The organism is Rhizobium sullae (genome assembly GCF_025200715.1).
Classification (GTDB): domain Bacteria; phylum Pseudomonadota; class Alphaproteobacteria; order Rhizobiales; family Rhizobiaceae; genus Rhizobium; species Rhizobium sullae.
Genome location: NZ_CP104143.1, coordinates 3,583,407 through 3,595,577, shown reverse-complemented (window position 1 = coordinate 3,595,577; position 12,171 = coordinate 3,583,407). Strand labels below are relative to the sequence as shown.

Genomic DNA, 12,171 nt, shown 5'->3' with positions numbered 1-12,171 from the left:
GCAGATGCCAGTTTGCGCATTTCGCATCTGCAGCTGTTGATCTTGCTGCGTCCGCGCGCTAATCGACAGTCATGCAGCGTTTTCCAAGTTCCCTTCTGGACGGCTACCGCAACTTCATGAACGGGCGTTACGCTGACGCCCGCGACCGCTATAAGATGCTGGCTGAAAACGGTCAGAACCCGAATACGCTGGTTATTGCCTGTTCGGACTCGCGCGCCGCACCCGAACTTATCTTTGACGCCGGCCCCGGTGAGCTTTTCGTCATCCGCAACGTTGCCAACATGGTGCCGCCTTACGAGCCGGACGGGCATTTCCACGCGACGTCTGCCGCCTTGGAATTCGCCGTACAGGTCTTGAAGGTTTCCGACATCGTCGTGATGGGTCACGGTCGCTGCGGGGGTATTCGCGCAGCACTTGATCCCAATGCCGAGCCGCTGTCATCCGGCGACTTCATCGGCCGCTGGATGTCGCTCGTCCGGCCTGCTGCGGAACAGATTCAGAGCAATGACGTAATGACCGCCGCTGAGCGTCAGACGGCGCTCGAGCGCGTCTCGATCCGCAACTCAATCAACAACCTGAGAAGTTTTCCGGATATCAAGGCGCTGGAAGAGGCAGGAGAGATTGCCCTGCATGGAGCCTGGTTCGATATTTCGACCGGCGAACTATGGGTGATGGACGCGGAAACGCGCGATTTTATCCGCCCGGAAGTATAAATCTTCGCGGGCGGAAGCTCACTGGCCGTCGATCTGCTGGCCGATATAAGCGATTGCCTGTTGATAGACCGTTGCGGCATTCCAGCCTGCGATTGCCAAAAAGTTCGCTTCGCCTGGCTGATAACCGGCGCCCGTCTGCCAACCGTGCCCTCTGAGGAAGTTTGCTGTCGAAGCCAGTGCATCAGCACGCGATCCGACCATGTCGATGCGACCGTCGCCGTCACCATCGGCGCCGAAACGGACAACACTGCGCGGCAGGAACTGCGTCTGGCCGATTTCGCCGTGCGCTGCGCCGCGGGCTTGCGGGTTCAGATAGCCTTCAGACACGAGCTGCAAAGCGGCATAAAGCTGGTCGGTGAAATAATCCGAGCGGCGGCAGTCGTAAGCGAGCGTCGAAACGGCAGACAGCGTGTGCTGATTGCCCATATAGCTGCCGAAGCCGGTCTCCATACCCCAAATCGCGATCAGCGGGCCTGCTGGAACGCCGTAGCGGCGCTCGATCGAGGCAAACAGCGCCTGATTGGAGCGCTTCATGCTTCTGCCGCGGGAGATGATCGTTGCACCGCCCCGCTTCTTCATGAAGGCGTCGAAGGACAGCTTAAAGCTCTTTTGACCGCGGTCGGCTGCGATTGTCGATTTATTATAGCTTACATTGGCAAAGGCTCGGTTCAGCACCGATGGGTTGATGCCACTGGCGGCCGCTTCCTGCTTGAAGTCGGTAACCCAGGCTTGGAAGCCCGCGCTGTTGTTGCCGCATTGGGCAGCCTTTGCCGCTGCCGGAACAGCGTGGAGTGCGCTCGCCACTGCGACGACCGCCACAAAGAATTTTGTCATGCTCATGAGAAACCCCATCTCGATCTGCATAAGCTTGGCGCCGCGCAAGAATGCCAGCAGCAGATAATTTTGTCACGATCACCTTTTCGGCGGGTCTTACAACCCTGATTGCCGTCTGCCGGTTTTCACAGGAAGCCCCGCATATCCAGCGATATGCGGGGCTGATAGCAAATTATGGTTAATTTTTGGTATCAGGCGGCCTTCTTGCGTGGCTTGATGAGGCCGCGGTTGATGAGGAGCTCAGCAATCTGGATTGCGTTCAAAGCGGCGCCCTTACGCAGGTTGTCTGACACCACCCATATGTTGAGGCCGTTCTCGACGGTCGCGTCTTCGCGGATACGCGAAATATAGGTCGCGTCTTCGCCGGCAGATTCGTAAGGCGTGATGTAGCCGCCGTTTTCATGCTTGTCGATAACGAGGCAGCCCGGAGCGTCACGCAGGATATCGCGCGCCTGATCTGCAGTGATCTCGTTCTCGAACTCGATATTGACCGATTCCGAATGGCCGATGAAGACCGGAACGCGAACTGCCGTGCAGGTGACCTTGATCTTCGGGTCGAGCATCTTCTTGGTCTCGGCCAGAACCTTCCACTCTTCCTTTGTGTAGCCATCTTCCATGAAGACGTCGATGTGGGGAATAACGTTGAAGGCGATGCGCTTCGTGAACATCTTGTTCTCGATCGGATCAGCGACGAAGACGGCGCGCGTCTGGTTGAAGAGCTCGTCCATGCCGTCCTTGCCTGCGCCGGAAACAGACTGGTAGGTCGAGACGACGACGCGCTTGATCTTGGCGAAATCATGCAGGGGCTTCAAAGCCACGACGAGTTGTGCGGTCGAGCAATTCGGGTTGGCGATGATGTTGCGCTTGGTGAACTGCGTTACGGCATCCGGGTTCACTTCCGGAACGATCAACGGCACGTCGGCGTCGTAGCGCCAGGCCGAGGAGTTGTCGATCACGACGCATCCCTGCTGGCCGATCTTCGGCGAGAACTTCTTGGACACCTCGCCACCCGCAGACATGAGGCAGATGTCGGTGTCGGAGAAATCGTAATTCTCGAGATTGGAAACCTTCAGCGTCCGGTCGCCGTAGGAGACTTCCGTTCCTTGCGAACGCGCGGAGGCGAGCGCCACGACTTCATCGGCGGGAAAGCCGCGCTCGGAAAGTATGTTGAGCATCTCCCGGCCCACATTTCCGGTCGCTCCCGCAACTGCAACTTTGAAACCCATTTCAAGCTCTCTTTCTCTTCTCTCCTCTTGTCTGGTGAGGGGGAAGGCGCGAAATGATCGCGGCTTCCTGTCCCCAGCCGGGCCGGGGAGAGAGCGGCAGGCCAGAGACGTCAGACGGTTTTCGTCGTCGTTTTGGCCCTGGTTTTGGAAGAAACCGGAACGGCAATATCCATCCCGGCACTTGGTGCCTGGTCACTGCATGCAGCAATGGCGTGTTCGTCGCGAACCATGGATATTCCTTTTCCGCCGTTGCTCATAAAAGGTTTTCCACAGGAGTCAAGGTTTTTGCGGCGTTGTCAGCCATGCAGCCGTGAGTCGGGCGAGATTTGATATCCAGCGACGCGCACGCTCAGATGCCTGCGACAATCTGCGCATGCGCGTTAGACTAAAGTCATAATCCCAAAGCCTCTCTCTTTCTCCGAATTCTTTTCTGTCACACTCCAGTCAGGCGAGTCGTGTCCAGGGGATACTTCGAGGAGAATTTGGGACGCGCCTCGTTTGCTCATCACTCTGTGGAGGACAGACCATGGCAAATGTCACAAGTTTCGAGGGCTCGAAAGCCGGCCCAATGACGAGCGAGGAGAAGAAGGTCATCTTCGCCTCGTCGCTCGGTACCGTTTTCGAGTGGTATGATTTCTATCTTTACGGTTCACTCGCCACCTATATCGGCGCTACCTTTTTCAGCCAGTACCCGGAAACGACACGAAACATTTTCGCCCTGCTCGCCTTTGCAGCGGGCTTCCTGGTGCGGCCCTTCGGCGCATTGGTCTTCGGCCGCCTCGGCGATCTGGTCGGCCGCAAATATACCTTCCTGATCACGATCCTGATCATGGGTCTGTCGACCTTCCTCGTCGGTATTCTTCCAGGGGCGGCATCGATCGGTATCGCGGCCCCCATCATCCTGGTCGGCCTTCGCCTGCTGCAGGGTCTGGCGCTCGGCGGTGAATATGGCGGTGCGGCGACCTATGTCGCCGAGCATGCGCCACATGGCCGACGTGGCTATTTCACCTCGTGGATCCAGACGACGGCAACACTCGGACTTTTCCTTTCGCTCCTGGTCATCCTGTTGGTGCAGTTCTGGCTCGGCAGCACTGCGTTTGCCGCCTGGGGCTGGCGAATTCCTTTCCTCGTCTCCGTCGTTCTCCTCGGTGTATCCGTCTGGATTCGTCTGAAGATGAACGAGTCACCAGCGTTCCAGAAGATGAAGGCCGAGGGCAAAGGTTCGAAGGCGCCGCTGACGGAAGCCTTTGGTCAATGGAAGAACGCCAAGGTCGCGTTGCTGGCGCTTCTCGGTGCCGTCATGGGCCAGGCCGTTGTCTGGTACTGCGGTCAGTTCTATGCACTGTTCTTCCTGCAGAACATCCTGAAGGTTGACGGACAGTCGGCGAACCTGATGGTCGCCGCGTCGCTGCTGCTAGGCACTGGCTTCTTCGTCTTCTTCGGTTGGCTCTCCGACAAGATCGGCCGCAAGCCGATCATCATGGCCGGCCTTCTGCTCGCCATGGTGACCTACTTCCCGCTGTTCAAGGCCATGACCAACTTCGCCAATCCCGCACTTGCCGAGTCACAGGCAACGGTCCGGGCGACAGTCACCGCGGCACCGGGCGATTGCAAGTTCCAGTTCAATCCGACGGGAACAGCGAAGTTCACCACTTCGTGTGATATCGCCACCGCGTTCCTGACAAAGAATTCGGTGCCTTATGATGTCGTCGCAGGTCCTGCTGGTTCGGCGGCCACGGTGAAGATCGCCAACGAGACGATCACCGGCTATGACGCGGCTGCCGCCGGCGATAAGGCAAAATCGCTCAATGCTGCCTTTGAAAAGGGCGTCAATATTGGTCTTCAGAATGCAGGCTATCCGCTGGTTCGGGCGGCCGCCAAGGTGCCGGACTCCAAGCTCGACGCCTTTATCGCTTCCAATCCGGAACTCAGCCTGAATGCGGAAGCGATCCGCGCCGGCGAAAAAGCCACCATGCCGGCCGACCAGCTCATCGCGGGCAAGCTGCTCACGGCGGACGAAGCCACCGGCGTCACCGACATGGCGGTCTATACAATCGCCAAAGGTGGAGCGTTCACGATGGTCGCCGATCCGGCAAGGGTCAATTGGGTGGGCGTCATCGCCGTGCTGACGGTCCTCGTCATCTATGTAACGATGGTCTATGGGCCGATCGCTGCCCTGCTGGTCGAGCTCTTCCCGACCCGTATCCGCTATACCGGCATGTCGTTGCCCTATCACATCGGTAACGGCTGGTTCGGTGGCCTGCTTCCGGCAACCGCCTTCGCGATGAGCGCCTTCGCAGGCGACATCTATTACGGCCTCTGGTACCCGATCGTCTTTGCGGGCATCACCTTAGTCATCGGTATGCTCTTCCTGCCGGAAACCAAGGACCGCGATATCCACGCGATGGATTGAGATAGATCGTCAAGCAGGAAAAACGACACCCGGCGCCTCAACAGCGCCGGGTTTTTTTATGCCTGGAGAAGCCGCTTCGGCACCCGCCACCGGTCCAGATCCGTCTTGAAGAGCAGTCCGAAGTGCGAACGCGGCCACGGCCGGCCAGGCGCGCGAGCCGTCTCGCGGGGGGAGGAAGCACGTTTCGAGAGAGCCTGGCGGGAGGAGAGGCGCCTACCAGCCGAACAGGCGGTCGAAGTCGAAATCGAGCGTCCCGTTGCCCGTCACCGCGCGGGTGATGGCCGTCGCCAGCGGAAACCGCGTCGCCGCGTCGTCGACCTGCCGGAGCAGGGCGTCCACGATCCTCGCTGTATCGATACCTTCGACGGTTTCGCCCGCCAGCTCGCCGCTCATCACATCCGGGACCGTACGGTTCCCGCCGAGCCCGTGGCCCAGCCGGCTGTTGCGGCCGCCACCGACGGTCACATGGAGATCGCCGAGCCCGGCGAGGTCGAAGGCGGTGGCGCGTACGCCGCCGATATATTCGCAGAGCGCGGCCATCTCCTGTGCGGCTTGGTTGAAGGCACCCGCCGTCGGGTTCTTTGACTGTCCGTCGGCTCGCGTCCGGTCGGGGTAACGCGTCTGCATTGCGCTGACACCGATGGCAAAGAAGTTCTTGAGCGCCGCGCAGGCCTCGACGCCGGTTGCGTCCTCGGCAATGGCAAGCCTGTAATAGGGTGTTCGCATCAGCCCGGCGGCAGTCTCCGCCGCCACGCGGTCGCGGCTGGCATAGATGCTCAGCGTCGGGAAGCGGTTTGACAGTTCCTTGGCGATGCAGGGCCCGCCGATGCCGATGAAGGAGGCGATATTCGGCACCAGGCCCGGCAGGGTTTCGGCATAGGTCACGATGCGGTCGCCCTGGCGGTCGAGCCCCTTGGTGACGAAGGCGACCGGTTTCCTCATTCGCAGCAGATCGTTGAGCCGCCGGACCGCCCAGTCGATGCCGGGGCTCGAGACGCCGATGATGACGAAATCGGCGGCGGCGGCATGCTCGGGTGTCACCTCCCGGTCATCGAGGATCGTCACCGTGTCGGCAAGCGGTTTGTCGAGCTTGGGATGCACGCCGCCCTTCTCCTTGAGACGGGTGATCACCTGCGTGTCGAGCGGGGTGCCGGCAAGCGTCACCGTATGGCCGTTGTCGCTTGCCGGGACGGCCAGTGCCGATCCCATGACACCCGCGCCGAGGATGAGGATAGTAGCCATGCTGTGTTCCTTTCGGTGTCTTCCACTTGCCCTGCGCCTATGCACCACGCAGGCCCGGCCTGCGCGAACCTTCCCCCCTCCAACAGAGAGGAGGTCCGCCTCCGGTCTTTCCTAACGCATCATCGCCGCGACATTGCCGCCATCGACGGTGATGACCGCGCCGGTGGATGTGCGGGCCTTGGCGAGATGCACGAAGGCTGCGGCGACATCCGCGCCGGTCACCTCGCGGCCGAGCATGTTGCCCCGCATATAGGCCTCGGGCGTCAGGCCGCGTGCCCTGGAGCGATCCTCGACCATCTTGTCGGTCATCAGGCCGGTGCGGATGCGGTCGGCGTTAACGGCGTTCGAGGTGATGCCCGAGGCACCATGCTCCACTGCATATTGTCGCATCAGCGCCATCAGCGCCGCCTTCGACGTGCCGTAGGGGCCGAAATCCGCGCCCGGATTCACCGCCTGCTTCGAGACGTTGAAGACGAGCGCGCCGCCGGTCTTCTGCTGTTCCATCACCCGCACGACCGCGCGGGCGATATAATGATGGCTCCAGAAATTCAGGTCGAACGCCTTGCGGAACGTCGCCTCGTCCACCGTCAGCAGGCTGCCCTGGAAGGCGGCGCCGGCATTCGAGATCAGGATGTCGACCCCGCCGAAATGCGCGGCGACCTTTGCCACTGCCGCATCGACCGCCGCGGGATCCGTGACGTCGCAGACGACGGGAAGCGCGCCGAGCGTCTTCGCGGTGGTGGTCAGCGCCTCTTCGGCTATGTCGAAGAGGGCCAGTTCCGCACCCTCTGCCTTCAGGGCTTCCGCCACGGCAAGGCCGAGGCCGCTGGCCGCACCGGTGACGATCGCCACCTGTCGCGTCAGCGGCTTCTCCTGCACCTTGGTCAGCTTCGCCTGCTCCAGAGACCAGTATTCGATGTCGAAAAGATCCGCCTCCGACAGCGCCTCGAAGGCTTCAATTCCCTCGGCATTGGTGATGACATTGATGGTGGCCTCCGCAACGTCGGCGGCGACGATGGCGTTCTTGCGGGCCGCACCCGCGGCAAACAGGCCGACACCGGCGACATAGAAGACCCGCGGCTTGGGGTCGAGCATCCGCTTGTGGCCGCCAACGCGGGCATTGTTGCGCTCGAAATATTCCTCGTAGTTGGCCTCGTAGGCGGCAACCGCCTGCCGGACCTTGACGGCCCAGTCGTCCAGCTTGGCGGCTTCGGGCGCCGGCAGGGCCACGCCGAAGCGTTTGATGTGGATGACATGTTCAGGCGTCGCATTGCCGCGGCGCACCAGGCTTTCGACCGTCTCCGCATTGCAGAAATCGAGGACCTTGTCTGTGGCGCGATGTTCGAGGACGAAGCGCCGGGGGGCGCCCTCGACGCCGGTATCGATGGCGAGCGCGCCGCGCAGGATCGGCGTGATCTCGGCTGCCGGGGCGAGCCTGGCCGGAACGGCGATGCTGCGGAACGGCTTCGACCGGCCCTTGGCGATCCGCTGTTCGGCCTGGTCGATCTTGGCGATCATGTCCTCATAGGCGACGCGCGGGTCATCCGACCAGGTGAAGATGCCATGCTTCAACAGGATCATCCCGTCGCCCTCCGGATTGGCCCGGAAGCCCGCATCGCAGGCCTTGGCCAGATCGAAGCCGGGCATGACATAGGGAACGATGATCGATTTGGGGAAGAGTTCGCGGACAATCTCCTCGCCATGCGGCTGGTTGGTCAGCGAGACGATCGCATTGGCGTGAGTGTGGTCGATATGCTTGAACGGCAGCAGCGCATGCAGGATCGCCTCGACCGAGGGGTTGGGGGCGGTCGGATCGAGGAGAAGCCGGCGCTGCAGCATGACCATGTCGTCGTCCGACAGGATCTCGAAGGCCACCATCGCCTTCAGCGGTTCGAGCCGGACGGCGGGCAGGCCCTGCGGCTCGATCGTGCCCATGTCCCAGCCGCTGCCCTTCACGCACAGCACATCGACCGTCGATCCGTCCATCTCAGCAAAGACGGTCTTCACCGATGTGTTGCCGCCGCCATGCAGCACCAGTTCGGGGTCCGAGCCGAGAAGCCGGGTCGTATAGGTGCGGATGGCGAGGTCGCGGTTGATGCCCCTAGCGACATAGGCGTCGACCACGGCGTGGAACTCGGTGTCTGACCAGCGCGATTTCATGGATATTCCTTTCCCTGGCCGCCGGGCAGCGCCGGTCCGGCTCAGCGTGTCGTCAAGAGGGAGAGCAAAGCCGCAGCGTTAGATGCGGACTTCGGTCCCGGCGTCGAAAACATGGACCTTGGAGGTCGGAACCGCGAAGCGGACGTCCGAGCCCTCGGCGAAGCGGGCAGCCTTGTCGACCACCGCGATGAAACGGCCGTCGGGGCCATCGCAGAACAGCTGAGCGTCGTGGCCGAGCCGCTCCAGCAACACCGACTTCGCCGCAAGCGGGCCGGCGCTGTCGACCAGAATATCCGTCGGCCGCAGGCCGATGATGACCTTCTGGCCGGGCTTTGCGGTGGTCGCGGGGTCGATCGGCACCCGTCCGGTCGCCGTGTCGACGGCAGGCACGCCATCTGCCACGACAACCGTTCCGGGGAGGAAATTGATCGCCGACGATCCGATGAAATCGGCAACATATTTACTGGCCGGCCGGTCGTAGACGTCGTCCGGTGAGCCGATCTGCTCGATCTTGCCGGCGCGCATGACGACGATCTTGTCGGCCATGGTCATCGCCTCGATCTGGTCGTGCGTGACATAGATGGTCGTCGTCTTCAGCCGGTTATGAAGCTGGCGGATCTCGGTGCGCATATGGGCGCGCAGTTTGGCATCGAGGTTCGACAAGGGTTCGTCGAAGAGAAACACGTGCGCCTCGCGAACCATGGCACGGCCCATGGCGACGCGCTGGCGCTGGCCGCCCGAAAGCTCCTTCGGGTAGCGGCCGAGATAGTCGGTGAGGTTCAGCGTCGCGGCGGCCCACTCCACCTTCTTCCGGATCTCGGCCGGCGGCACCTTGGCCACTTCCAGGCTGAAGGCGATGTTGTCGTAGACCTTCATCGTAGGGTAGAGCGCGTAGTTTTGAAACACCATCGCGATCGAGCGGTCGCGCGGATGGACGTCGTTGACCCGCTTCTCGCCGATCTTCAGGTCGCCCTCGCTGATACCCTCGAGCCCGGCCGTCATGCGCAGAAGGGTCGTCTTTCCACAGCCGGATGGCCCGAGCAGGACCACGAATTCATGGTCCTCGATCTTGAACGAGATGTCGCGCATGATCCTCACGGCACCGAAGGACTTTCCGATGCGCTGGTATTCCACGGTCGCCATAGGGCTCCACTCCATGTGTCGGGCGCCATGCTCCGCCGCTCGCGGCAGAGGCGGCCGATGTTTCAATAGGTCTGCCTTGTCGGCGTGATGACGATTTCCTGGACGATGGCACGCTGCGGCAGCTGGTAGGCATTAAGGATCAGGTCCGCTACGACGTCCGCTGAGATACCGCCGCCGATCGCCGCCTTGTTCGCCTTGTAGTTGGCAAGTGTCGTCTCGTCGCGCACGCCGTCGAGCACTTCAGTATCGATGATGCCCGGCGAGATGACGATGACGCGCACGTCATGCGGCGCCATATAGCCGCGCAGGCTTTCCGAGACGGCATGGACGAAGAATTTCGTGCCGCAATAGACGGTGTGATCCGGATAGACCTGCCGGCCGGCAATCGAGCTCATCATCATCAGCGTGCCGTGCTTGCGGGCGATCATGCCGTTCATCACCGCATGGACGCTGTTCATCACGCCCTTGGTGTTGATGTCGATCATCTCGTCCCAGTCTTCCGGTGGCTGCGTGGCGATGTCGCCCAGCCGCGCGACGCCAGCATTGGCAAACATCATGTCGACGGGGCCGTATTGCGCTTCCGCCTCCCGCACCGCCTCGACCAGCGCAGCGCGGTCGCGCACGTCGGCCTTCTTCAGCACCGCGTTCGGCAGCCCCAGCCCTTCCAGCCGATCGAGCCTGCGGGCGATTAGCAGCAGCGGATGGCCGGCCTTCGAAAAGGCCCGCGCGACCGCCTCGCCGATGCCCGAGCTCGCGCCTGTGATTGCGATCAACGGTTTGTCTGCCATGGTCTCCTCCGTTTCCGTCGTCTGGGAAAGATGTCGGATGGAGGGGGCGCCGCCTGGCAGCGCCCCCTCCTGTCTGACCCATCAGCCCTGCACGATCGTTTCGATCTGGGCGCCGATGTCGTCCATGGCTTCCTTCGACGAGCCGTAATTGCCGGCGAAGTACTTGCCGAGGCCGACCGGGATGGTGTCGGAGGAGATCTGCGCCCACTGCGGCAGATCCGGCTCGGACCCCATGTACTTGGCGATTGTCTCGCGCACGACCGGCAGGTGGCGCGTCGTGCCGGCGCCGACGCGGGCGTTGGCGACGACGCGCGGATCGTCATAGACGGAGGCGCGGGTCGGGCCCGTGCCGCCGCCGAGCGCGGTGATCAGCGCCTGGGTGTCGGCGCAGGTCGCCCACTGCATGAAGATCCAGGCGGCATGGGGGCTCTTCGAATAGCGCGACACGGCGAGCGAGGAACCGCCCTGGTGGCCGACGCCGGGGATTTCGCCGTAACCGCATTCCGAAGGCTTGCGCAGCGCGATCGGCTGCGGCGGGATGACGGCTTCGCAGAGGCCGGAGACCTTGGTCTGGCTGGCATCGTCGAAATAGGGGAAGAACTCGCCCCAGGAGAGCATGGATGCCGCAACGCCCTGCGCCACCGCCTGGCCCTGGCCGTCCCAGGTCCAGCCGTCGACGCCCGGAGGCATGGTGGCCTTCAGCTTGGTGTAGTAGTCGAGAGCGGCAATGCCGCGTTCGTCATTGCCGACGAACTTCTTGTCGGCGCTGAAGATCGAGCCGCCATTGCCCCAGAGCATCGAGGTCCACTCGCATTCCAGCGCATAGTGGCCGGACTTCATCTGGCCGGCATAACCGAAGGTCGTCGGGCCCATTTCCTTGGTGATCGTCGCCGAGTTGTTCAGCAGTTCCTCGAAGGTGGTCGGAGCCTTGAGGCCGAGCTTCTCGTAGATATCCTTGCGGTAGATCATGATGAAGATAGGGATGTCGTAGGGAACGCCGACCCAGCGATCCTCGTACTTGGAGATACCGTCGACGAGCGCCGGCAGGAAATCGTCGATATTGTAGTTCGGCATGGCGAGTTCGGCATTCGCCTCTATCTGCTCGCGCGGGTCGAAAACGTCCTTGCTGAACGAGGCCGACCAGCTCTGGTCGATATAGTAGAGGTCGTAGGTGCCGAGCGAGGAGGCGACGTCGAGCGTCAGCTTCTGCAGAACCTGCTCAAGCGGCAGGACTTCGATCTCGACCTTGATGCCGGTCGCTTCCTCGAAATACTGCTTCAGCTGAGAGTTGATCGCATTCGACGGCGGGGTCGATTCCGTCGCCAGCTTCAGCGTCGTGCCGGCGAAGGGTTTACCAACATCCTTGAGCCAGGCCATGACATCGGCCGACGGCTTCAGCTGTTCCTGGGCGACGGCCTTGTTCAGCATGAACGGGCGGTTGCCGAAGCCCATGCCGAGAGCCGTGGCGCCGAGGCCGAGCTTGCCGGCGACGCGCAGGAATTCGCGGCGGTCCATGCCGCCCCGGACGAAGCGGTCGGTGACCGCCGCCAGGTATGATTTTCTATCACGTTCGTTCATTGGTATTCCTCCTCCATATCCAACGCCGGAATTGGCACCGGGTATCTCTTCACACGACAGGCCAGCCCCCTCGG

General features: G+C 62.0%; 9 protein-coding genes and 1 pseudogene. 2 read left to right on the top strand and 8 right to left on the bottom strand.

The annotated features are described in order from the left end of the window. Positions 1 to 71 precede the first annotated feature (71 nt). Positions 72 to 713: a carbonic anhydrase gene (locus tag N2599_RS17935; protein WP_027512240.1), complete on the top strand. Its 642-nt coding sequence runs from the start codon at positions 72 to 74 to the stop codon at positions 711 to 713. 18 nt (positions 714 to 731) lie between these two features. Here the strand turns inward: N2599_RS17935 and N2599_RS17930 are convergent, their stop codons facing one another. The 3 genes and pseudogenes from N2599_RS17930 to N2599_RS17920 all read right to left on the bottom strand — a co-directional run. Further along, complete coding sequence (locus tag N2599_RS17930; protein ID WP_027512239.1) at positions 732 to 1,553, bottom strand: lytic murein transglycosylase; 822 nt, start codon at positions 1,551 to 1,553, stop codon at positions 732 to 734. A 185-nt stretch (positions 1,554 to 1,738) separates the two neighbouring features. Next, positions 1,739 to 2,773 carry an aspartate-semialdehyde dehydrogenase gene (locus tag N2599_RS17925; RefSeq protein WP_027512238.1) on the bottom strand — a complete coding sequence of 345 codons (1,035 nt, stop codon included), beginning with the start codon at positions 2,771 to 2,773 and terminating at the stop codon, positions 1,739 to 1,741. A 110-nt stretch (positions 2,774 to 2,883) separates the two neighbouring features. After that, positions 2,884 to 3,063: pseudogene (locus tag N2599_RS17920) on the bottom strand (hypothetical protein); the annotation flags it as partial. Between the two features lie 236 nt (positions 3,064 to 3,299). Between N2599_RS17920 and N2599_RS17915 the strand changes: the two are divergent. Beyond that, entirely contained in the window at positions 3,300 to 5,186 is a 1,887-nt protein-coding gene (locus N2599_RS17915) for an MFS transporter (protein WP_027512237.1), read from the top strand. Positions 5,187 to 5,399: 213 nt separating this feature from the next. On the opposite strand, the gene N2599_RS17910 is transcribed toward N2599_RS17915, so the two are convergent. The 5 genes from N2599_RS17910 to N2599_RS17890 all read right to left on the bottom strand — a co-directional run bounded on the left by N2599_RS17910 (position 5,400) and on the right by N2599_RS17890 (position 12,097). Further along, a complete protein-coding gene (locus N2599_RS17910) occupies positions 5,400 to 6,428 on the bottom strand; it encodes a 2-dehydropantoate 2-reductase N-terminal domain-containing protein (protein ID WP_027512236.1) in 1,029 nt (342 codons plus the stop codon). 111 nt (positions 6,429 to 6,539) lie between these two features. Beyond that, positions 6,540 to 8,588 (bottom strand): bifunctional aldolase/short-chain dehydrogenase, encoded by a 2,049-nt coding sequence (locus N2599_RS17905; protein WP_027512235.1) that lies wholly within the window; start codon positions 8,586 to 8,588, stop codon positions 6,540 to 6,542. Between the two features lie 78 nt (positions 8,589 to 8,666). Further along, positions 8,667 to 9,731 carry an ABC transporter ATP-binding protein gene (locus tag N2599_RS17900; protein ID WP_027512234.1) on the bottom strand — a complete coding sequence of 355 codons (1,065 nt, stop codon included), beginning with the start codon at positions 9,729 to 9,731 and terminating at the stop codon, positions 8,667 to 8,669. Positions 9,732 to 9,793: 62 nt separating this feature from the next. Continuing rightward, positions 9,794 to 10,519 (bottom strand): SDR family oxidoreductase, encoded by a 726-nt coding sequence (locus N2599_RS17895; RefSeq protein ID WP_027512233.1) that lies wholly within the window; start codon positions 10,517 to 10,519, stop codon positions 9,794 to 9,796. 81 nt (positions 10,520 to 10,600) lie between these two features. Beyond that, positions 10,601 to 12,097: an ABC transporter substrate-binding protein gene (locus N2599_RS17890; protein WP_027512232.1), complete on the bottom strand. Its 1,497-nt coding sequence runs from the start codon at positions 12,095 to 12,097 to the stop codon at positions 10,601 to 10,603. Between the last annotated feature and the right edge of the window lie 74 nt (positions 12,098 to 12,171).

What these genes read in the sequence shown, in the direction of transcription:
- N2599_RS17930 (WP_027512239.1), bottom strand. Translation starts at nt 1,553, where the DNA reads ATGAGCATGACAAAATTCTTTGTGGCGGTCGTCGCAGTGGCGAGCGCA.
- N2599_RS17900 (WP_027512234.1), bottom strand. Translation starts at nt 9,731, where the DNA reads ATGGCGACCGTGGAATACCAGCGCATCGGAAAGTCCTTCGGTGCCGTG.
- N2599_RS17895 (WP_027512233.1), bottom strand. Translation starts at nt 10,519, where the DNA reads ATGGCAGACAAACCGTTGATCGCAATCACAGGCGCGAGCTCGGGCATC.
- N2599_RS17910 (WP_027512236.1), bottom strand. Translation starts at nt 6,428, where the DNA reads ATGGCTACTATCCTCATCCTCGGCGCGGGTGTCATGGGATCGGCACTG.
- N2599_RS17890 (WP_027512232.1), bottom strand. Translation starts at nt 12,097, where the DNA reads ATGAACGAACGTGATAGAAAATCATACCTGGCGGCGGTCACCGACCGC.
- N2599_RS17925 (WP_027512238.1), bottom strand. Translation starts at nt 2,773, where the DNA reads ATGGGTTTCAAAGTTGCAGTTGCGGGAGCGACCGGAAATGTGGGCCGG.
- N2599_RS17915 (WP_027512237.1), top strand. Translation starts at nt 3,300, where the DNA reads ATGGCAAATGTCACAAGTTTCGAGGGCTCGAAAGCCGGCCCAATGACG.
- N2599_RS17905 (WP_027512235.1), bottom strand. Translation starts at nt 8,588, where the DNA reads ATGAAATCGCGCTGGTCAGACACCGAGTTCCACGCCGTGGTCGACGCC.
- N2599_RS17935 (WP_027512240.1), top strand. Translation starts at nt 72, where the DNA reads ATGCAGCGTTTTCCAAGTTCCCTTCTGGACGGCTACCGCAACTTCATG.